Below are 21,209 nucleotides of genomic sequence, written 5' to 3'. Positions count from 1 at the left end.
GCAGACGATTTGTTGAGTAAATTCAGAATTTTCATATATAATTTACATATAATTAATATTTATTATTATAATAGTGCGAAAATAATTATATCACATAGCAAAATGCCTGTCAACGAGCAAAAAAAATATCCCCCACAGATGTGAGGGATAGGTTTTTCAGAACATACCTGCAAAATACATTCTGCTTTCATAAAGCGTTTTTGAGTTTGTGTCAAAAGTGAAATGATATCTGTAGAGAGGTGTAAGCCCTGCGGCATTTTTCTCACCTGCAACATATGCAACGAAAACATCAGGGTCAGTGTCGCTGTTCACACAGTATGTTCCGCTCATTGACATATCGCCCTGTGAGTAAACATAGGAAAGATAGTTGCCTGAAATGCTGTTCTCGCCCTTTGAGATGCCCTGAGAAGCAAGCATATCCTGCACTGATTGTGCTGAATAATCGTCTATGTTGTCATATATCTCATCGAGCTTTTTGGTACTCAACACATCACTGCTCAATCTTGCAGGCATACCGGTCGGTATCCACGCAGGGGTGTAGATATGCTTTGACATAGGCTTTTCCTCAGCCCATACCACATAGCTGTCTGCCAGAGATACCTGACCGTCTGGGGCTGTTAGATTTGTCACATAGACAGTTATCTGGTCGCCCTTCGGCTCATTTTTTGGGATAAGAGTAAGGGAATATATATCCCACCACTCGCCAGTTAAAAGACCATCTTTGCCCACAAAATAATTAAGCATCTCGTCCTTTTTCTCTTTGTATGTGCCGTCGCTGTACATAATGTCATATTCATCGGCATATTTTGCACAGAAGTCAGAGGTCTTTTCATATCCGCCAACCTGCATGATGTCACCGTTGAGCTGAACAAGACCCGACGAAAGATCAGCATTTTTTATCTCATCAGAAACAGTGTAAACAGCCATTTCAAGCTCTCCGTCAGAATCTACACCGCTTGCATCATCGTCAGTAACATTATCCTCATTATCAGCATTTTCATCAAGTTCGTTTAGCTTATTCTCTATCTCCTGCTCATTCACGTCACCTTGTGCGTCTGTCTGAACGGCTGTGTTTGGCTTATCAGTATCTGCCGTCCTATCTCTGTTTGCAAGCACTGCCGCTGTGATACCTCCACCAACTACTGCCAATACAACTACTCCTGCTATCACTTTTACTTTTACTGTTGAAAACATACCTTTTCCTCCCGATTTACTTATTGTAGTATTTTTATCGGGAACAACTTCCGTGGCTGACGCCTTGCTGAAAACGGATAATTCAGGCAGCTTCAAATGCTGACATTCCTGCATAAATATCTTTGACAGAACAGGTATAGGCATAACAGCATGAAGCCTGTCATTGTTTTTCTTTTCGTAAATAAGCACCGCCTCCCTTATCTTCTTTCTTGCAGCGCTAAGACGGGAAGTGACAGTGCCAACAGAACAATCCATTATCTCTGCTATCTCAGCCACGCTCATCATATCAAAATAGAAAAGTATTATTGTCTGACGCTGTTCGTCAGTGAGAGCGGTGTCGATAATGTTCATTATTATCCTGCGTTTTTCTTCGCTGTCGGCATAATCGTCAGGGATAAGCTCTCTGTCAGGCGTATCATCGATTATCTTTTCCGACTCCTCCTCCGCAGTGCGGGGATTTTTCCTGAAATACATTTTGCAGTTGTTTATGGCAATGCGGTTTACCCATGCTGAGAAATTCTCAGGCTCTTTAAGGCTGTCAAGCTTTTCAAGAGCTTTCATGAAAGTGTCCTGAGTTATATCCTCTGCCTGCTGAGCATTTCCAAGAAGCTTCAGGCAGTTGAAATATACGCTCCTGCCCGTTTCTTCATAAAGCTCACCGAAAGCTGCTCTGTCACCCTGTACTGCCTGCAAAACAAGACGTCTTATCTTTTCCTTTTCCATTTTTTCTACCCAGCTTTCTTTTTATTATCGAACAAAAATATTCCGTTTTCAGCACTCGGTTATTGTTCCGACATCACTTAGATGTTTGCTGAAAACGGAATATTGAGCAAATATAAAACTTAATATATTGTTTACAAAATATTAATCAACATATTCTCTGACTCTGAGATGTATACCCACGCTGTCAGCAACCGCCTGAGATTTTTTTATCTCCTCTTCGCCGATTATATCAACCACAGTGAGCATTACCTCCGGCACGAACTCTTTCACTCTTTTTGCAAAAGAGAGCATTTCTTCAAAGCAGTTCACGCCCTTGAATGACGGTCTTGTTACCTCGTCATAAGCCTTTGCGTCAGAAGCGTTAAGGCTTATTGAGATTATATCAACAAGTCCCTTGAACTCAGCAGGAGTTTCACGCTTGTTGATAAGATCGCTAAGACCATTTGTGTTGAGCCTTACAGGTGTCTTTGTAACAGACTTTATATATTTTGCAGTTTCTTTGAGTATTTCAAGCTCACAGGTAGGCTCGCCATAGCCACAGAAAATAATTTCCTTGTAGCTGTCAAGGTCACGCTTTTTGATGTTGTCTATTACCTCTTCGGCAGTAGGCTGATGTTCAAGCCACAGTGGGTCAGAGCCATAAGCACCGTCACCGTTGTGACGAATACAGAAAGTGCAGTTGCATGGGCACTTGTTTGTGATGTTGAGATAAAGCTTATCGCCTATCTCATAAGAAATATTCATAGCTTTTATCATTATAATTACCTCTTTTTTTGTAATATATCAAAGTATCAGAGCAGACAGGCGACCAAAGGTCGCCCATACAGAGAAATCATCGCCGCAGGCGATACCTTCATTCCTCATTCCTCACTCCTCATTCCTCACTAATATCTATTCTCTTATCTGTCCGTTGCCTGAGATAAGATACTTTGTGGTGGTCATTTCTCTAAGACCCATAGGACCTCTTGCATGAAGCTTCTGAGTGGAAATTCCTATCTCAGCACCAAGACCGAACATTCCGCCGTCTGTAAATCTTGTTGAGCAGTTTACATATACTGCCGCAGAATCTACTCTCTTCTGAAATTCCTGTGCGGCAAAAAGGCTTTCCGTAACGATACACTCAGAATGTCCTGTAGAAAATCTGTCGATATGTTCAAGGGCTTCCGCCATGTCGTCAACGACCTTGATAGAGATTATATAGTCAAGAAACTCTGTTGCATAATCGTCATCATCAGCAGGAGTAACGTTCTCAGGACCAAGTATCTGCCTTGTAAGCTCACAGCCTCTTATCTCAACGTGGTGCTTGTCAAGTCTTTCTTTAAGCTTCGGGAGAAAATCCTCCGCAATATCCCTGTGAACAAGACAGCTTTCAACTGCATTGCATACAGACGGACGTGAGGTCTTGCCGTTATCAACAATGTTCACAGCCATTTTTATATCCGCACTTGCGTCAACATAAACGTGACAGTTTCCTGTGCCGGTCTCGATAACAGGCACAGTGGCAGACTGTACAACAGCCTTTATAAGCTGTGCGCCTCCCCTTGGGATAAGGACATCAATATAATCATTGGCTTTCATCATATCAAGAGCGATGCCTCTGTCAGTATCCTCCACAAGCTGAATGATATCAGGGCTGAAGCCTGCCCTTTCGACAGCCTTTCTCATTAGGTCAGCAAGCATTTTGTTCGAGTTTATTGCTTCTTTTCCGCCCCTGAGTATAACAGCGTTTCCGCTTTTTAGACAAAGTATAGCGCCGTCTACAGTAACGTTAGGTCTGGCTTCAAAAATAATGCCTATAACGCCCATTGGCACTCTTACCTTTTCGATCTTCATGCCGTTAGGTCTTGTTGAGCCTGAAACTACCTCGCCAACAGGGTCGTCAAGCTGTGCAAGCTCCTCGCAAGCCTTTGCCATGCCCTCTATACGGCTGTCATTAAGTGCAAGTCTGTCAAGCATTGCTTCCGACATTTTTCTCATTCTGCCGTTTTCAAGGTCCACCTTGTTTGCTTCGATAATATCGTCCTTGCAAACTCTCAGGATATGTGCGATCTCAAGAAGTGCGTCATTTTTCTGTGTTGTTGAAGCGAAGGCGATATCCTTTTTGCAAGCTTTTGCTTTCTGTCCCAAAATATCGATATAACTCATTTTTACTATACCTCCCCGTTAGCTGTAAAAAGTGTTCCTATAGGTTTATTTTCAAATACCTTATACAAATGTCTTGGATCTCTGCCATTCATTATTATAAGATCTATTCCGCCATTTTTGCATATCTCAGCGGCTTTTATCTTTGTCGCCATTCCGCCTGTGCCAAGTGAAGAACCTGCACCACCTGCAATAGCCTTTATCTCCTCCGTTATCTCAGGCACAACAGGGATAAGCTCAGCGTCATCATACTTATGAGGGTCTTTGTCAAAAAGTCCCTCGATATCAGACATTATTATAAGAAGGTCTGCATTAGCAAGCACCGCAACATTTGCCGCAAGAGAATCGTTCTCGCCCATTTCAAGCTCCAGCTCATCAATAGACACCGTATCGTTCTCGTTCACAATAGGGATAGAACCAAGCTCTATGATGCGGTTAAGGGCGTTCTGTACATTTATGCGTCTGTCCTCAAGAAGAATATACTTTGTAAGCAGAAGCTGAGCCACATTAAGACTGTATTCAGAGAAAAGATTATCGTAAAGATACATAAGCTCACACTGACCCACCGCCGCACAAGCCTGTCTTGTGGGAGTGTCCTTGGGTCTTTCCTTTATGCCAAGCTTTGCTCTGCCAAGACCCACCGCACCGCTTGATACAAGGATTATCTCATGTCCTGCATTTTGCAGATCGGCAAGAGTTTTAACGAGCTGTTCCACACGGCGTATATTAAGAAGCCCCGTGCTGTGAGTAAGAGTAGAAGTTCCTACCTTTACCACAACTCTTTTCTTTTTTGTCATATCTATCATTTTTATCATGTCCTTATTGTTATTTTCCGTTGACAATATTCTGTGGCGTACCCTCTATCCACATTTTCAAGTTCTGCGCAACAGTTTCAAGAAGCCTTTCTCTCGTCTGCTTTGGCGCCCACGCTATATGTGGGGTAACAGTGCAGTTCTTTGCGTTTCTGAGAGGGCAGTTCTCACTCATTGGCTCGTTTGTGAGAACGTCAATTCCTGCCCCTGCAATGACTTCATTTTCAAGAGCCTGTGCAAGAGCCTTTTCGTCTACAAGACCGCCCCTTGCAGTGTTGACGAAAAATGCTGATCTTTTCATCATGCCAAGGCTTTCGGCATTTATCATTTTCTCATTATCCTTTGTAAGAGGACAATGGAGCGTCACTATATCAGAGGTCTTTAGAAGTTCTTCAAGGCTTACCGCAGGCGTGCCGTCAATAATTTTCTGGGGTGAGCGTGTAAAGGTGATGACCTTCATGCCGAACGCTCTTGCTATCTCAGCAACTTTCTTTCCTATGTCGCCATAGCCTACTATACCAATGGTTTTTCCTGCAAGCTCATAGGTAGGAATACCAAAATATGAAAACAGCTTATAATTCACCCAGCCGCCCTCGTCAACTTTCTCGGCATATTCTCTTATCTTGCTGAAATAGTTGAGGATAAGTGCAAAAGTATGCTGTGCCACCGCATTTGTTGAATAGGAAGGCACATTGCAGACCACCGCACCATGCCTGTCTGCGGCGGAGAGGTCAACATTATTATATCCCGTTGCAAAAAGACCGACGTATTTCAGGTTTTTGCACTTTGAGAATACCTCCTCTGTTATAAGGCACTTGTTACATATAACAGCGTCAGCGTCGCCTATCTTTTCTGCGACCTGTTCATTTGGTGTAAAACCATAAACAATGCTTTCACCAAGGACTGTTACACCCTCCAGCGACACATCGTTTCTTGAAACTGTTTCAGAGTCAAGTATAACTATTTTCATTCTTCATCTTCCTTTTGAGCAGTTTCCGACTTTTCCTCGGCATTCTCCAAAGCTTTCTGCTTTTTAGCAAACCTATGGGAAATAAAAGCTGTTGCCGCAAGAAGCGCTGCCTCTGCGCCGAAAAGCACACCGATAACAAAGCTTTTTGTGGTAAACTGAGTAACTATAGTAAGGTCGATAGCTATCATTAATGTAAGATAATGATAAGAGCCTTTCCTTATGAACTGAGTTATATATAAAAGCGTAGCGATAACGCAGAATATCATATGCACCTTGAAAGGCAAGGGGGCATAAACGTTCTGCAAGGTCGCAGTTTCCGCCGCCAGTGTTTCTATCACACTATCATCTCCTAAAGCATTATTTTATCATACTAAAATATTATACCACAGTTTTACGTCATTTGCAATAGATTTGAGCCTTTATAACGGCTTTATAAAACAAAAAGACAGAAGTATTTTTTCAAATACCTCCGCCTTTTTCGGGAAAAATTCGTCGTAATCTTTAATTTATACTATTTTAAGATAAATTACTTGTTAGCGAAATATCTGTCAAGCAGACCCTTGAAGCCGCAGCCATGTCTTGCTTCGTCCTTAGCCATTTCATGAACAGTGTCATGGATAGCGTCATAGCCAAGCTCCTTTGCTCTCTTAGCAAGCTTCATCTTGCCCTCACAAGCACCATTCTCAGCCATATATCTCATCTCGAGATTTTTCTTTGTAGAAGGTGTTACTACCTCGCCCAGAAGCTCTGCGAACTTAGCAGCGTGCTCAGCCTCTTCATAAGCAGCCTTCTCATAGTACATACCTACCTCAGGATAGCCTTCTCTGTAAGCAACTCTTGCCATTGCAAGATACATACCTACCTCAGAGCACTCGCCGTTGAAGTTCTCTCTAAGACCTGCAACAACTTCCTCATCAAGACCCTCTGCAACGCCTACCTTATGCTCGTCAGCCCATGTGATAGCTGTTTCTTCTACTTTATTGAACTTTTCTGCTGGTGCGTGGCAGATAGGACACTCCTTTGGAGCAGCCTCGCCCTCATAAACGTAACCGCATACTGAACATACAAACTTTGACATAATCTTTGTCCTCCTTATTTAGATATCATTTTTTTACTTTTCCACAGACCAGCGTTTTCGCTTTATCTGCGTTATTCTTTGCAGCTTTTCCCTTGCTGTGATTAAAGTATACCACATTAGTGTACATTTGTCAATAGGTTAGGCTTGTCTAACAATATAAAAATATTGCAAAATTTTATGGCAAAATTTTATGCAATTTGACGTAGACAATACTAACCAATAATACGTCTTGAAAAAAACTTAAAGCTGTGCTATAATGAAAATCAATATATGACAAAAAAGGAGTTTTTTTAAATGAATAAGGAAAAAGCAGCGGCAGCAAAGGCTCTTTTCATGGAGGGCTACAACTGTTCACAGGCGGTAGTAGGCGCATGGGCTGAGGATATCGGCCTTGACAGTGAAACTGCATACAAGATAGCCTCGGGCTTTGGCGGCGGAATAGGCAGAATGAGAGAGGTCTGCGGAGCATTTACAGGTGCAGTCATGGTGCTTGGATTGAAATTTGGCAACACCATAGGCAGTGACAGGGCGGCAAAGGGCAAGGATTATGAGCGTGTTCAGCTTTTTGCAAAGCGTTTCAAGGAAGAGCTTGGCTCTGACACTATCATCTGCCGTGAGCTTCTCGGTCTGAGCGGACCTAGTGACCCTGACCCTGCAAAGCGCACAAAAGAATACTATCAGAAGCGTCCATGTCCTGAAACTGTAGCAATTGCAAGTGGTCTTTTGGGAGAATTTATGGAGTAGTTTTTTTCAGAAAAAACTTTGAAACTGTGGGTGAACGCTGTTCTCCCCTACAAAATAATGCAAAAAAAGCAGAGAAACGAGATCTCTGCTCTTTTTTTTGTATATAAATTCTATTAGATACCTGCGGAATAGTTTGGAGCTTCCTTTGTGATATAAATATCGTGTGGGTGTGACTCCTTAAGACCTGCGCCTGTTATCCTGATGAACTTAGCCTTTTCACCAAGCTCTGCAATAGTATGACAACCGCAATAGCCCATACCTGAACGGATACCGCCAACGAGCTGGAAGATAGTATCTGAAACCGGACCCTTATAAGCCACACGACCCTCAACGCCCTCTGGAACGAGCTTCTTTGAGTTTGTCTGGAAATATCTGTCCTTTGAGCCTTTATTCATAGCGGCAAGAGAACCCATGCCTCTGTATACCTTGAACTGTCTGCCCTGATAGATCTCAGTTTCGCCTGGAGCTTCGTCACAGCCTGCGAGGAGTGAACCAAGCATTACAACGTTCGCACCGGCAGCAAGAGCCTTAACGATATCGCCTGAATACTTGATACCACCGTCAGCAATAACAGGAATGCCATACTCAGCAGCAGCGCAAGCAGCGTCATAAACTGCAGTGACCTGAGGAACACCTATACCAGCGACTACACGGGTAGTACAGATAGAACCAGGGCCGATACCGACCTTTATAGCGTCAGCACCTGCTTCGCAGAGCGCTCTGGCAGCTTCGGCAGTAGCGATATTACCTGCAATAACCGGTGTATCAGGGAAAGCAGCCTTAACTTTTTTAAGACAATTTATAACGTTCATAGAATGACCGTGAGCAGAGTCAAGAACGAGGACGTCTACCTGAGCTTCAACGAGAGCGGCAACTCTTTCAAGAATATCGTTAGTCATGCCGATAGTAGCACCGCAAAGAAGTCTGCCCTTTTTATCTCTTGCGGAATTTGGATACTGAACAGCCTTTTCAATATCCTTGATAGTGATAAGGCCCTTAAGAACGCCGTTTGCATCAACAAGAGGAAGCTTCTCGATCTTATGCTTCATAAGTATCTTCTGAGCGCCTTCAAGATCCGTATCAACAGGAGCAGTAACGAGGTTTTCCTTAGTCATAACGTCACCGATCTTGATATTTTCAAAATCAGTGATAAATCTAAGATCTCTGTTAGTGAGGATACCCTCGAGCTTGCCATCCTCATCGACTATAGGCACGCCGGAGATCTTATACTTGCCCATGAGCTTATCAGCTTCAGCAACAGTTTTATCGGCTGTAAGAGAGAAAGGATTAACGATAACGCCGTTTTCAGAACGCTTTACCTTATCCACCTCTTCTGCCTGCTGAGCGATAGTCATATTCTTATGGATAATACCGATACCGCCCTCTCTTGCGATAGCGATAGCCATTTTTGACTCTGTGACTGTATCCATAGCAGATGTCATTATAGGTGTATTGAGGACTATATCCTTAGTAAGGTGTGTATGGATATCCACCATATCAGGTGTACAATCCGACTCGCCTGGGATAAGGAGAACGTCATCAAAGGTAAGACCCTCTTTACCAAACTTATTGTTTACATTAGTATCCAGCATAAATTAACCTCCCGCAAACATTTTGAATTCTTAATTTATTATTCTTATAATCATACAACATTTAATTAAACTTGTCAACATCATTATTGAGAACTTTTTTTTAATTTAGTCTTTGCTAATCGGAGTTACGTTGTTTTATCCAAGGTTTACGCCATGGTTTGTTATGCCGCAAAATCGCTGTGCTCTTTGCGGATTTTACTTTGTATTGGTGCTTAGCTCAGTTTGGCTTTGCCATTCCTCATTCCTCACTCCTCATTCCTCATTCAATTCGTTTTTCATCACTTTCACTCTCGCAAACACCACTGACAGCACTGTTGACACAAGCCAACCTATCGGCCATGACAGCCATATTCCCGTTGACCCATATGGTCTTGCCAACACGAATGCAAGCACTACTCTGAGTATCAAGTCCGTAAAAGTTGATATCATAAAATACTGCATTGCACCTTTACCACGGAGTGCTCCGTCTGACATTATTTTTATGCCCACAAACACATAGAAAGGCGATATTATTCTCAAAAATGTTGTACCTATCTCAACGGCTTTTGTTCCGCCGTCGTCAAGAAACAGATTTATCATAGTTTTTGGCATACAGAAAAAGCAGAGTATAAAAGGCACTGCCACGATAGCCGAGATAACAAGTCCTGCTTTATATCCGCTTTTTATCCTATCGTTCCTGCCTGCACCGTAATTCTGTGCAACAAAGCTTGAAAGCCCGTTAGAAAGCGTTGTAAAGCTTGTTATAGCAAAGGTATTTAGCTTTATTGCAGAAGAATATCCTGCGATACAAGACGAGCCAAAGCTGTTTACAAGATACTGCACAAAGATATTTCCCACTGAGATAAAACTCTGCTGTAAAATACTAGGTATAGAATAAAGGGTTATCTTTTTAAGTATTTTTCCTGAAAACAGCGGTGGTTTATCCTCTGTTTTAATTTCTGCGGTTTTCTTCACCAAAATAAGCAGTGAGAACACGCAAGCCACTCCCTGAGCGATAAAAGTAGCCCATGCAACGCCTGCCACACCCCATTTAAAGAACTTCACGAACACATAGTCGAGAACAACGTTTCCAACTGATGAGCCGATAAGGAGATACAATGGTGTTTTTGAGTCGCCCATTGCGTTATAAATACCTGTACCCACGTTATAAAGAAACAGAAAGATAAGACCTGCGATATAGATCTTCAGATAAAGCTCACCGTCACGGAAGATGTTATCGGGCGTGTTTATCATTCTCATAAGAGGAGTAGAGAACGCAAGTCCAAAAACTGTCAGCACTGTTGCAAGTATCGTACATGAAATTATGGTAGTAGTTGACGCAGTTTTTACCTTTGAGAACTCTTTTCCACCAAAGAATTGAGATATGACCACACAACAGCCAACATTGCTTCCCACTGCAAACGCCATAAATATCATTGTTATAGGATAAGACGCACCAACTGCCGCAAGAGCGTCCTCGCCTGCAAATTTTCCTGCTATGATACTGTCGAAAATGGAATACATCTGCTGAAATATCACGCTCACGAACATAGGCAGGGAAAATTTCCACAGCACTGTCCACGGTTTTCCCACCGTCAGGTCTGTCATAAAAACATCTCCATAATATAATAGTTACCATTTCATTATATCATAAAAAAACAACCTTTTTCAACGTCATTTCGCACAGACACTTTTGATATTTCTGAAGGTTTTTTTAGCATTTTACGCTATTTGTGATCTATTAATAAAATTTTCTAAATATTATTAGCTTACCCTCTTGCTGAAATTATCTGTAAAGAATAAAGTCACAATGGTTTTTTATTGACAAAAAAGTGCGGATATTTTATACTTGTATAAGAGGTGATAAAATGAGCAGTCAAGCAGACCACGGCGGTCACAGAGAGAGAATGAGGAAGCGTTTCAAAGAATCGGGAAATTTCAAGGGCTTTTCCGAGCATGAGATACTTGAAATGCTTTTATTTTACATTGTGCCGAGAAAGAACACCAATGATATTGCGCACGAGCTTATAAAAAAGTTCGGAAGCTTAAACAGCGTTCTTAATGCTTCTGTGGAGGAGCTTTCTTCGGTAAAGGACATGGGCGAAAGCTCTGCAAACTCACTTTTATTTTTCAGAGAGCTTATAAACTACTGCTCCACTGTCACAGACAGCAGGATAGACATTAGAAACATATCTGCGGCGCTGAGTTTTGTAAATAATTGTTTCAGAAACGAAAAGCAGGAGAAATTCAAGGTAATTTGTATCGACTCTGGCTTTCACATAAAGAGCGTAACAGACATATCCTCAGGCGGTGCGAGATTTACCCCTGTTGATTTTCGTGAGCTTACAAAAGCCGTTCTCAACAGCGGCACTGATATTGTTATCCTTGCCCACAATCATCCTGACTCACCCAACACCCCCTCTCAGGAGGACGTTACTCTCACCCGTGAGGTCATGAGATATATGAGATGTTTAGGCGTGACAGTTCTTGACCATTATATAACAGGCAATAACGGAACTATCTCCATGCGAAACTGCGGACTTATCCATGATATGGAGTGTTAAAAATAGAATATCACATAAAAAAATGGACGATATGTTTAACATACCGTCCATAAAATTTTATCTTCTTGAAGCCTTTTTCTTTGCGCTGCCTGTTTTTGAACCTGAATGTGACTTCTTTGCCTGATGTTTTTTCCAATGTACCCACAGTGTAGGTGCGATACAGTTAGAAGAATAAACACCTGATATCATACCGATGATAAGTGGGAAAGCAAAGCTCAGAATAGATGTTACACCGCAGATTATGCAGACGATACAAACTGTAGCCATAGCAAGAACTGTTGTAACAGTTGTATGGATAGAACGTCCCATTGTCTGTGTAATAGAGAGGTTTACAAGGTCCTCAAGCTCCATTTTGTTGCCAAGAAGATTTTCATTCTCTCTGATTCTATCGTAAATGATGATAGTAGCGTTGATAGAATATCCAAGGATAGTCAGCAAAACTGCCATGAAGTTTGCGTTGATGTCAAATCTGCATATTACAAAGCAGCCATAAACCATGCACATATCGTGTGCAAGGGCAACTACTGAGAACACACCAGCTGAGATACCGCCTATCTTTTTAAATCTGAAGCCGATATAGATGATAGTGATGACCATTGCAAGGGCACAAGCAGCAAGGCACTTGAAGAAGAAGTTCATACCGCTTGAAGCTGCAACGTCGTTTGACTCGTAAACTTCTATGTTATTATCAGGAAAGTCCTTTTCAAGAGCTGTTTTCAGGGTATTTTGCTTATCATCGCTTATACCCTTTGTTGATGAGAATTTTATCTCTACTGTCTTTCCTGCGTTTCCTGTGTTTTCGCCAAGAGTTACTGTACATTTATCTCCGATACTGTCAGAAACGGTATTTGAAACGTCAGAAGTCTTTATATCGCCCTCATATGTATAAGTCAAAACTGTACCGCCCTTGAACTCGATAGCCACGTTAAGACCTATAACGAATGTAAGAATGATAAAAATTGCGATAAGTGCGCATGATATGGAATAAAATATTTTGCTGTGACCCACAACATTCAGGGTCTTTCTTTCTTTACTCATTTATTTCAGCACCTCCGTAAAGCTTGCGTTTCTTAAAGCACTTGAACTTTGAGAGGGACGAAAGCATAAGTCTTGAACAGAAAATACCGAATACAAAGTTCAGGAGGATACCTACAAGGAGAGTATATCCAAGTGAATAGATAGTACCTGCTGTGCTTGCGCCGAATACTGAGAATACAGGGCTGAGAAGTGTTCCGAAAACGCTGTCTGTAGGTCCGAATGCACCCATAAGGATTATTGCAACGAATACTACTGTGATGTTTCCGTCGAATACTGCGCTCCATGCTCTCTTATAGCCAAGCTCGATAGCTCCGTTAAGGGTCTTGCCGTTGTTAAGCTCTTCCTTTATTCTCTCGGCTGTGATAACGTTAGCGTCAACGCCCATACCGATAGAAAGGATAATACCTGCGATACCAGGGATAGTCAATGTAAAGCTGTCAATATTTCCGAAGAAACCTGTGATGCAGGCGATAGAACCTATTACCTGACCTATAAGTGCGATAGAAGCAACAAAGCCCGGCAGCTTATAGATAACGATGATATATGCAGCGATAACGATAAATGCGATAAGTCCTGCAAGCACCATTGCATTTTTTGCACCCTCGCCAAGTGTAGGTGAGATGATGTTCGTGCTTGTTGTTTTAAGGTCGAATGGGATAGAACCTGCATTTATCTTATCTGAAAGAGCTTTTGCAGAATCATATGTGAAGTTGCCCTCGATAACGCACTCGCCGTCAGTGATAGCTGAATTTACGCTTGGGGCAGAAATGCACTTATCGTCCATCCAGATAGAGATAGAGCCTTTTCCGGCAAGCTCAGTTGTAGCGTCAGCAAAAGCTTTTTTACCGCTGTTATTGAGTGTCAGGCTTACTACATACTTGATATTTCCTGTAGTTTCGTCCTGAGTTTGTCTTACCTCAGCCTTTTTAACGTCATTTCCTGTAAGCACCTGCTCGCCTTTTTCTTCTTTGCCCTTTCTGAATACAAGCTTTGCAGTTTCGCCAAGCTCAGAAACGGCAGCCTCAGGGTCAAAGCTTTCTTCGTTAGCCTGCCATGGGAATGAAACCATTACCTTATTTTTCTTATAGTCTACATAGACCTCGCTGTCTGTGATATTAAGGCTTACAAGTCTTTGCTCGATAACAGCCTTTGCAGCGTCCATTTCTTCCTTTGTAGCGTCGTAATTATCGGCAGGTTCAAACGTAGCATTTACGCCGCCCTGAATATCGATACCCCAGCGGATATCTTCAACGCCCTTGATATAGCTTGTTTTTATATCTCCGTACTGAGTATGTATTCCTGCATAAGTGAGATATCCAAATGCAATTATACACAAAAGCACGATAAAAAACACGGGTTTTTTAACTTTTCGCACCTTTAATCCTCCTGATAAATTTATTAAGCCCAGAGGCTTTTTTGCCGTCAGGGCACAATACACCCATAACGAACACATTCACCTTATAATTATAAAACGTTTGATACAAAATGTCAATAGTTTTTATGAAATTCGCACTGTTACTTATATCATGATAGTATTTTATCTATGAAATAATTTCTCTCAAAACCTGTTTCAAAAGCCTGTTTTAAAGGGGCTTTGTCTTGACAAAATCTCCTTTTAGTGATATTATTAAAAGGATAAATATTGCGACGTAAGGAAATTTTTTTGCGTCAGCTAAAAGGAGTATGTAAAATGATAGATATTAAGCTTATCCGTACAAATCCTGAGCTTGTCAAGGAAAACATCAAAAAGAAGTTTCAGGACGAAAAGCTCGTTCTTGTTGACGAGGTAGCTCAGTTTGACGAGGAATACAGAGCAGCCAAAACAAAGGCTGACGAGCTTAGAAATAAAAGAAAGGTAATGAGCAAGCAGATAGGCGGTCTTATGGCTAAGGGTCAGAAGGACGAAGCTGAGAAGGTAAAGGCCGAGGTTTCCGCTATCGGTGCTGAACTTGACGCTATGGCTGAAAAGGAAAAGGAGCTTGAAGCTAAGATACGTGAGAGAATGCTCGTTATCCCTAACATAATCGACCCAAGCGTTCCTATAGGCAAGGACGACAGCGAGAACGTAGAAATCGAAAAATTCGGAGAGCCTGTTGTTCCTGATTATGAGATACCATATCACGTTGACATTATGGAAAGCTTTAACGGCATCGATCTTGACAGTGCAAGAAGAACATCAGGAAACGGCTTCTATTATCTTATGGGCGACATTGCAAGACTTCATTCTGCAATTCTTTCATATGCCAGAGATTTCATGATAGACAGAGGTTTCACATATTTCATTCCTCCTTACATGATACGTTCAGACGTTGTTACAGGTGTTATGAGCTTTTCTGAAATGGAAGGCATGATGTACAAGATAGAGGGTGAAGACCTTTATCTCATCGGTACTTCTGAGCATTCAATGATAGGCAGATTTATTGACACTATCATTCCAGAGGGTGAGCTTCCAAAGACTCTCACAAGCTATTCACCATGCTTCAGAAAAGAAGTTGGCGCACACGGTATCGAAGAGAGAGGCGTTTACAGAATACACCAGTTTGAAAAGCAGGAAATGATAGTTGTCTGCAAGCCTGAAGATAGCATGGCATGGTATGACAAGCTGTGGCAGAATTCTGTTGATTTCTTCCGTTCACTTGATATCCCTGTAAGAACACTTGAGTGCTGCTCAGGCGACCTTGCAGACCTCAAGGTAAAGAGCTGTGACGTTGAGGCATGGAGCCCAAGACAGAAGAAGTATTTTGAAGTTGGTTCATGCTCAAATCTTGGCGACGCACAGGCAAGACGTCTTGGCATAAGAATAAAGGCAGAGGACGGCACAAAGTATTTTGCTCATACTCTTAACAACACAGTTGTTGCACCTCCAAGAATGCTTATCGCATTCCTCGAGAACAATCTCAATGCTGACGGAACAGTTAATATCCCTGAGCCACTGAGAATGTACATGGGCGGCAAGGACAAGATAACAAAGTAATTTTGATATGCAAAAAGGTGAACGGTCATGTGCCGCTCACTTTTTTTTTGTTGCCTTAAATACAAAAACGGACGGTTTTTAGCCGTCCGTTAATTTTTTTAGTCAATGTAGGTGCGAACAGTGTTCGCCCGTTTATATTGTCTTTACTTGATTTTTATATTATTCTTCCGTGTTCTCAGAATCCTCATTCTCAACGCTTTCAGTATTCTCCTCGATAATCTCAGCATTTTCCTCAGCCTGAGCCTCTGCTATCTCCTCGGCAGTAGCCTTTTCCACCTCTGCCGTTTCAGCTTCGTCGTCATGCTCAGTTCTTGTGAATGAAACCACTCTGCCGTCCTCGCCGACTCTCATAAGTCTTACGCCACGGGAGTATCTGCTCATCATGCTGATATCGCAGGCTCTTATTCTGATAACAATGCCGTCTGTGGATATCATGATGATATCATCTTCATCATCAACGACCTTTATTCCGCATACTCCGCCGCTCTTATAGTTCATAAGACCGTAGCCGCCTCTGTTCTGTACCTTATAAGACTCCAGCGGAACACGTCTGCCAAGACCATTTTCAGCAACAGTGAGAACGCTTGCACCCTCTCTTACTCTTGCCATTGATACAACATAGTCGCTGCCCCTGAGTTTAATAGCCTTTACGCCGTGTGCAACTCTTGACATCTCTCTTATATCTGTTTCTCTTATCCTGATAGCATAACCATTATGCGTTGCAACGATGACCTCATTGTCACCAAAGGTCATTCTTACTCCTGCAATCTCGTCGCCCTCATCAAGACCGATTGCAATAAGACCATTCTTTCTTACATTTCTGTAGGAAGTCAGCGGAGTTCTCTTTATCTTGCCGTTCTTTGTTACCATGACTATATACTTGCCCTCGTCAAAATCGGCAGTTTTTATCATTGCGGCTATCTTCTCGCCCTCTCCCAGTTCAAGAAGATTTACTATATTTGTGCCTCTTGAAGCCTTTGAACCTTCCGGAAGCTCATAGCATTTTAGCTTATACATTATGCCCTTATTGGAGATAAAGAGTATATTGTCATGTGAAGAACAGGTCTGAAGCTCGTCGATATAATCATCCTCACGCTGTTTCATACCCGTTACGCCACGTCCGCCACGCTTCTGAGCCTTATACTCTGAAACAGGCATTCTCTTTATATATCCTGCATTTGTATAAGTAACAACGCTTTCCTCAACAGGGATAAGGTCTTCGATATCAACTTCACCGCTGACATTTTCTATCTGAGTTCTTCTCTCGTCACCGAACTTATCCTGAATAGCCTCGACCTCTTCAATGATTATATCAAGTATTCTCTGATGATTTGCAAGGATATCTTCAAGGTCAGCTATCTTGACTTCGATCTCAGCCAACTCGTCGATTATCTTCTGTCTTTCCATACCGGTCAGACGTCCGAGAGTCATATTTGCGATATGGTCAGCCTGAATATCTGTAAGACCAAAACGCTGATTAAGTCTTTGCTTAGCCTCAGGGATATTCTTAGAAGTTTTCATTATCTCGATAACTTCGTCGATATTGTCAAGTGCGATAACAAGACCCTTTAAGATATGCTCTCTTTCCTTAGCCTTGTTAAGGTCGAACTTAGTTCTTCTTGTGATAACATCCACCTGAAAGTCTATATACTGCTCAAGCATTTCCTTGAGGGTCAGCACCTTAGGTATACCGTTCACAAGAGCAAGCATTATAACGCCCACAGTATCCTGAAGCTGTGTATAGCTGAACAGCTTGTTGAGAACTACCTGCGGATTAGCGTCCTTTTTCAGTTCGATAACGATCCTCATTCCGTCCTTGCCGGATTCATCGTTGATATAATGTATTCCGTCGATACGCTTTTCCTTAACAAGGTCAGCGATAGACTCAACAAGTCTTGCCTTGTTTACCATGTAAGGTATCTCAGTGACAATAATGCAGTTTCTGCCCTTTATCTCCTCGATAGAGGTCTTTGAACGCAGTGTTATCTTGCCTCGGCCAGTGCCGTAAGCCGCTCTGATACCGGACCTGCCCATGATGATACCGCCTGTAGGGAAGTCAGGACCCTTTATGCTCTGCATAAGCTCATCAAGTGTGCAGTCAGGGTTTTTCATGACAGTTTTCATGCCCTCGATAACTTCATGGAGGTTATGAGGAGGGATATTCGTTGCCATGCCCACAGCGATACCTACTGAGCCGTTACAGAGAAGATTTGGAAATCTTGACGGCAGCACAACAGGCTCTTTAAGTCTGTCATCATAGTTTGACTGAAAATCAACAGTTGTTTTGTTTATATCTGTCAGCATATTTACTGACATCTTAGCCATTTTAGCCTCAGTATAACGGTAGGCAGCCGGAGGGTCGCCGTCAACGGAACCAAAGTTTCCGTGACCGTCAACAAGAGGATATCTCATTGAGAACTTCTGAGCAAGTCTTACAAGTGCGTCATAAACTGATGCGTCACCGTGTGGGTGATATTTACCAAGCACAGATCCGACCGTATCTGCACATTTTCTGTAAGCTTGATCAGGTGTAAGACCATTTTCATACATGGTATATAAAATTCTTCTGTGAACAGGTTTAAGTCCGTCCCTTACATCAGGTAAGGCTCTGGATACAATTACCGCCATTGAATATTGAATGAAAGATTCTTTCATTATCGCTTCAACATCAGTGTCAATAACGTTATAATCGCTCACTTTATCCACTCCTTTTTAACCTTTCGGTTTACTTTGAAAAGAACATATCCTGTTCTTATTTATTATCTATCATTTCATAATCGCTATCAAGCAGCTCTGAAAAAGTTTTTCTCAGTGTTTCCTGCTGCTGCTCGTTCATAACTCTTTTTGCAAGCACATAAATAGTTTCTTTTTTGAGTATTATAATAAACATCTCGTCATTTTCCAAAACGTTCAGTGAGATATCCTCAAAACCAACTATCCTCGGCGGAACAGGAGTAAAGTCCTCCTCCTGCTTTTCCTCCTCTGTCGGCAGCGTTTCTATTTTGAAGCTGTCATCATAGAGGGTGAAAACATACTTGTCGTCCTCAAGAGGTTTAAGTGCCTGCATAAGATATTTTCTTATTCTTCTGGTGTTATACCATGTGAGAACGATTATTGCAAGGCATATGAACGCCAGCACCCAGTTAAGATATCCCGAAGGGTTTCTCACTATGGACACTATAAAAAGCGCTGCAACAACGCCGAAAGCCGCTGTTATCTTCCAGTTATGGGCATAAACGAATTTTCTCTGAAAGGCTAAAAAAGCTCTTTCCTCTTCCTCGTTTTTCACATCATACTCAAAGCTCAAAACAGGCTCTTTCTCTATCTGTGCTTCTTCCACCTCATCAGCATTATCCACAGCCTTCTCAGCCGTTTCAACAGCTTCCTCTGTTTTTACCTCTTCAAGCTCTGTTTCCTGATTTTTATTTTCGTTGTTATCCAAAGCAGTATCCTTTCTTTAAACGTCAAGATCCTTTACATACTCTGCATTTTTCTCTATAAATTCTTTTCTCGGTGCGACCTTATCGCCCATAAGAATAGTGAATATCTCGTCCGCCTTAACAGCGTCTTCCATTGTCACCTTTATCATAGTTCTTCTTTCAGGGTCCATGGTTGTTTCCCAAAGCTGTTCAGGGTCCATCTCACCAAGACCTTTATATCTCTGAACGTTTACTTTCAGATTGTTCTCGCCTGAAAGCTCAGAAATATACTGATCTCTCTCTGCGTCTGAGAAAGCATATCTGACCTGCTTGCCCCTTGCGACTTTGAAAAGCGGCGGCTGAGCAAGATAGATATGACCCTCCTCGATAAGAGGACGCATAAATCTAAAGAAGAATGTGAGCAGAAGCGTTCTGATATGAGAACCGTCCACATCGGCATCGGCCATGATGATAACTTTGCCGTAACGGAGCTTTGAAAGGTCAAAGTCCTCGCCTATTGATGTTCCCAGTGCGGTAACAACAGGCATAAGCTTTTCATTGCCGTATACCTTATCTATCCTGGCTTTTTCAACGTTGAGCATTTTTCCCCACAAAGGAAGTATAGCCTGATATTTTCTATCTCTGCCTTCCTTTGCAGAGCCACCCGCAGAATCTCCCTCGACGATATAAATTTCGGTGAGTGAAGCATCTCTCTCTGAGCAATCTGCAAGCTTGCCAGGCAATGAAGAGGATTCAAGAGCAGATTTTCTTCTTGTAAGCTCTCTTGCTTTCTTTGCGGCTTCTCTTGCCTTTTGTGCCTGAACAGACTTATCAAATATAGCCTTTGCTACAGTAGGGTTTTCCTCAAAGTAGTTCATAAGCTTTTCGGTAACTATCTTGTCAACGAAAGGTCTTACCTCAGGATTGCCAAGTCTGCCCTTTGTCTGTCCCTCAAACTCACAGTTTGTGAGCTTAACGGATACTATAGCCGTCAGACCCTCTCTTACATCGTCGCCAAGAAGCTTATCGTCGTCTTTAAGATAGCCGAACTTCTTACCGTAGTTATTTATTACCTTTGTAAGAGCATTCTTGAAACCTGTTTCATGAGTACCGCCGTCAGGAGTATGGATATTATTAGCAAATGACAATATAAGGTCATTATAAGTATCGTTATACTGCAAAGCTATCTCGGCAAAGGTATCGCCCTCCATGCCGTTGACATAGATAACTTCCTCAGAAAGAGGTGTAACGCCCCTTGTCTTGTGGATATGCTCCACAAACTGTCTTATACCGCCTTCATAATGGAGAGTTTCGCCCACAGGCTCGCTTTCATTTCTCTTATCAGTGAATATTATCTTTATACCGGCATTAAGAAATGCCTGTTCTCTAAGTCTTTTCAGCAGTGTTTCATAATCGAAAACTGTTGTTTCCTGAAATATCTCAGGGTCAGGCTTAAAGAGAACGGAAGTACCTGTTTTATCAGTATCGCCGATTATTTTCAGCGGCTCTGAATAATTACCTCTGTCAAACCTCTGAAAATGAATATGTTTTCCGTCATAAACTGTAAGCTCAAGATATTCCGAGAGGGCGTTTACTACAGACGCACCAACGCCGTGAAGTCCGCCTGCTACCTTATATCCGCCGCCGCCGAACTTTCCGCCTGCGTGGAGAATGGTATAAACTACCGTTGCAGCAGATATTTTCTCCTTTGGGTGTATACCTGTAGGGATACCACGTCCGTTATCGGTAACTCTGATAATGTCCCCGGGAAGTATCTCTACTTCTATCTCAGTGCAATATCCTGCCAATGCCTCATCGATAGCGTTATCAACTATCTCGTAGACAAGGTGGTGAAGTCCCTTTGGACCTGTTGATCCGATATACATACCAGGTCTTTTTCTTACCGCTTCAAGACCCTCCAGCACCTGTATCTGATTTTCATTATAATCATTTTGCTTATCCACCATGGATATTTCCTCG

17 protein-coding genes are annotated in these 21,209 nt (G+C 42.2%); 3 read left to right on the top strand and 14 right to left on the bottom strand.

Annotated elements, in window-relative coordinates:
- Positions 1 to 156 precede the first annotated feature (156 nt).
- The 7 genes from KQH97_RS05380 to KQH97_RS05350 form a co-directional block, all read right to left on the bottom strand.
- Positions 157 to 1,917, bottom strand: coding sequence for an RNA polymerase sigma factor (locus KQH97_RS05380; protein WP_216553217.1), 1,761 nt, complete (start codon positions 1,915 to 1,917; stop codon positions 157 to 159).
- Between the two features lie 141 nt (positions 1,918 to 2,058).
- On the bottom strand, positions 2,059 to 2,673 hold the full coding sequence (locus tag KQH97_RS05375) for a TIGR04100 family radical SAM protein (protein ID WP_242843644.1): 615 nt from the start codon (positions 2,671 to 2,673) through the stop codon (positions 2,059 to 2,061).
- A gap of 135 nt (positions 2,674 to 2,808) precedes the next feature.
- Positions 2,809 to 4,062 carry a glutamate-5-semialdehyde dehydrogenase gene (locus tag KQH97_RS05370; RefSeq protein ID WP_022287219.1) on the bottom strand — a complete coding sequence of 418 codons (1,254 nt, stop codon included), beginning with the start codon at positions 4,060 to 4,062 and terminating at the stop codon, positions 2,809 to 2,811.
- A gap of 5 nt (positions 4,063 to 4,067) precedes the next feature.
- Complete coding sequence (proB, locus tag KQH97_RS05365) at positions 4,068 to 4,865, bottom strand: glutamate 5-kinase (RefSeq protein ID WP_022287218.1); 798 nt, start codon at positions 4,863 to 4,865, stop codon at positions 4,068 to 4,070.
- 19 nt (positions 4,866 to 4,884) lie between these two features.
- A complete protein-coding gene (locus tag KQH97_RS05360) occupies positions 4,885 to 5,841 on the bottom strand; it encodes a D-2-hydroxyacid dehydrogenase (protein WP_216553214.1) in 957 nt (318 codons plus the stop codon).
- Positions 5,838 to 6,179: a hypothetical protein gene (locus tag KQH97_RS05355; protein WP_117856974.1), complete on the bottom strand. Its 342-nt coding sequence runs from the start codon at positions 6,177 to 6,179 to the stop codon at positions 5,838 to 5,840. Before KQH97_RS05355 ends, KQH97_RS05360 begins: the two co-directional genes overlap by 4 nt.
- A gap of 188 nt (positions 6,180 to 6,367) precedes the next feature.
- A complete protein-coding gene (locus KQH97_RS05350) occupies positions 6,368 to 6,919 on the bottom strand; it encodes an NADH peroxidase (RefSeq protein ID WP_022287215.1) in 552 nt (183 codons plus the stop codon).
- Between the two features lie 294 nt (positions 6,920 to 7,213).
- On the opposite strand from KQH97_RS05350, the gene KQH97_RS05345 reads away from it, so the two are divergent.
- A complete protein-coding gene (locus KQH97_RS05345; RefSeq protein WP_022287214.1) occupies positions 7,214 to 7,663 on the top strand; it encodes a C-GCAxxG-C-C family protein in 450 nt (149 codons plus the stop codon).
- Between the two features lie 113 nt (positions 7,664 to 7,776).
- Here the strand turns inward: KQH97_RS05345 and guaB are convergent, their stop codons facing one another.
- Together guaB and KQH97_RS05335 are read right to left on the bottom strand one after the other, a co-directional pair.
- Positions 7,777 to 9,255 carry an IMP dehydrogenase gene (gene guaB / locus KQH97_RS05340; RefSeq protein WP_181979856.1) on the bottom strand — a complete coding sequence of 493 codons (1,479 nt, stop codon included), beginning with the start codon at positions 9,253 to 9,255 and terminating at the stop codon, positions 7,777 to 7,779.
- A gap of 252 nt (positions 9,256 to 9,507) precedes the next feature.
- A complete protein-coding gene (locus KQH97_RS05335) occupies positions 9,508 to 10,842 on the bottom strand; it encodes an MATE family efflux transporter (RefSeq protein ID WP_117856977.1) in 1,335 nt (444 codons plus the stop codon).
- Between the two features lie 260 nt (positions 10,843 to 11,102).
- Here KQH97_RS05335 and KQH97_RS05330 point away from each other — a divergent pair, with 260 nt between their 5' ends.
- Positions 11,103 to 11,798, top strand: coding sequence for a RadC family protein (locus tag KQH97_RS05330; protein WP_216553211.1), 696 nt, complete (start codon positions 11,103 to 11,105; stop codon positions 11,796 to 11,798).
- 57 nt (positions 11,799 to 11,855) lie between these two features.
- Here KQH97_RS05330 and secF read toward each other — a convergent pair whose 3' ends face one another.
- A complete protein-coding gene (secF, locus tag KQH97_RS05325; protein WP_216553209.1) occupies positions 11,856 to 12,836 on the bottom strand; it encodes a protein translocase subunit SecF in 981 nt (326 codons plus the stop codon).
- Complete coding sequence (secD, locus tag KQH97_RS05320) at positions 12,829 to 14,211, bottom strand: preprotein translocase subunit SecD (protein WP_117938280.1); 1,383 nt, start codon at positions 14,209 to 14,211, stop codon at positions 12,829 to 12,831. Before secD ends, secF begins: the two co-directional genes overlap by 8 nt.
- A gap of 315 nt (positions 14,212 to 14,526) precedes the next feature.
- Between secD and serS the strand changes: the two genes are divergently transcribed.
- Complete coding sequence (gene serS, locus KQH97_RS05315; protein WP_117905308.1) at positions 14,527 to 15,810, top strand: serine--tRNA ligase; 1,284 nt, start codon at positions 14,527 to 14,529, stop codon at positions 15,808 to 15,810.
- 159 nt (positions 15,811 to 15,969) lie between these two features.
- Here serS and gyrA read toward each other — a convergent pair whose 3' ends face one another.
- The 3 genes from gyrA to gyrB are packed head-to-tail and all read right to left on the bottom strand — an operon-like array spanning position 15,970 to position 21,196.
- On the bottom strand, positions 15,970 to 18,516 hold the full coding sequence (gyrA, locus tag KQH97_RS05310; RefSeq protein WP_216553207.1) for a DNA gyrase subunit A: 2,547 nt from the start codon (positions 18,514 to 18,516) through the stop codon (positions 15,970 to 15,972).
- 46 nt (positions 18,517 to 18,562) lie between these two features.
- Positions 18,563 to 19,252: a YcxB family protein gene (locus KQH97_RS05305; RefSeq protein WP_216553203.1), complete on the bottom strand. Its 690-nt coding sequence runs from the start codon at positions 19,250 to 19,252 to the stop codon at positions 18,563 to 18,565.
- A 15-nt stretch (positions 19,253 to 19,267) separates the two neighbouring features.
- Positions 19,268 to 21,196 (bottom strand): DNA topoisomerase (ATP-hydrolyzing) subunit B, encoded by a 1,929-nt coding sequence (gene gyrB / locus KQH97_RS05300; protein WP_117905316.1) that lies wholly within the window; start codon positions 21,194 to 21,196, stop codon positions 19,268 to 19,270.
- Positions 21,197 to 21,209: the final 13 nt, after the last annotated feature.

The organism is Ruminococcus sp. MSJ-25, from assembly GCF_018917825.1.
GTDB classification, from domain to species: Bacteria; Bacillota; Clostridia; order Oscillospirales; family Ruminococcaceae; genus Hominimerdicola; species Hominimerdicola aceti.
The sequence above is the reverse complement of the archived record's forward strand: the minus strand, read 5'-3'. Positions and strand labels throughout refer to the sequence as shown.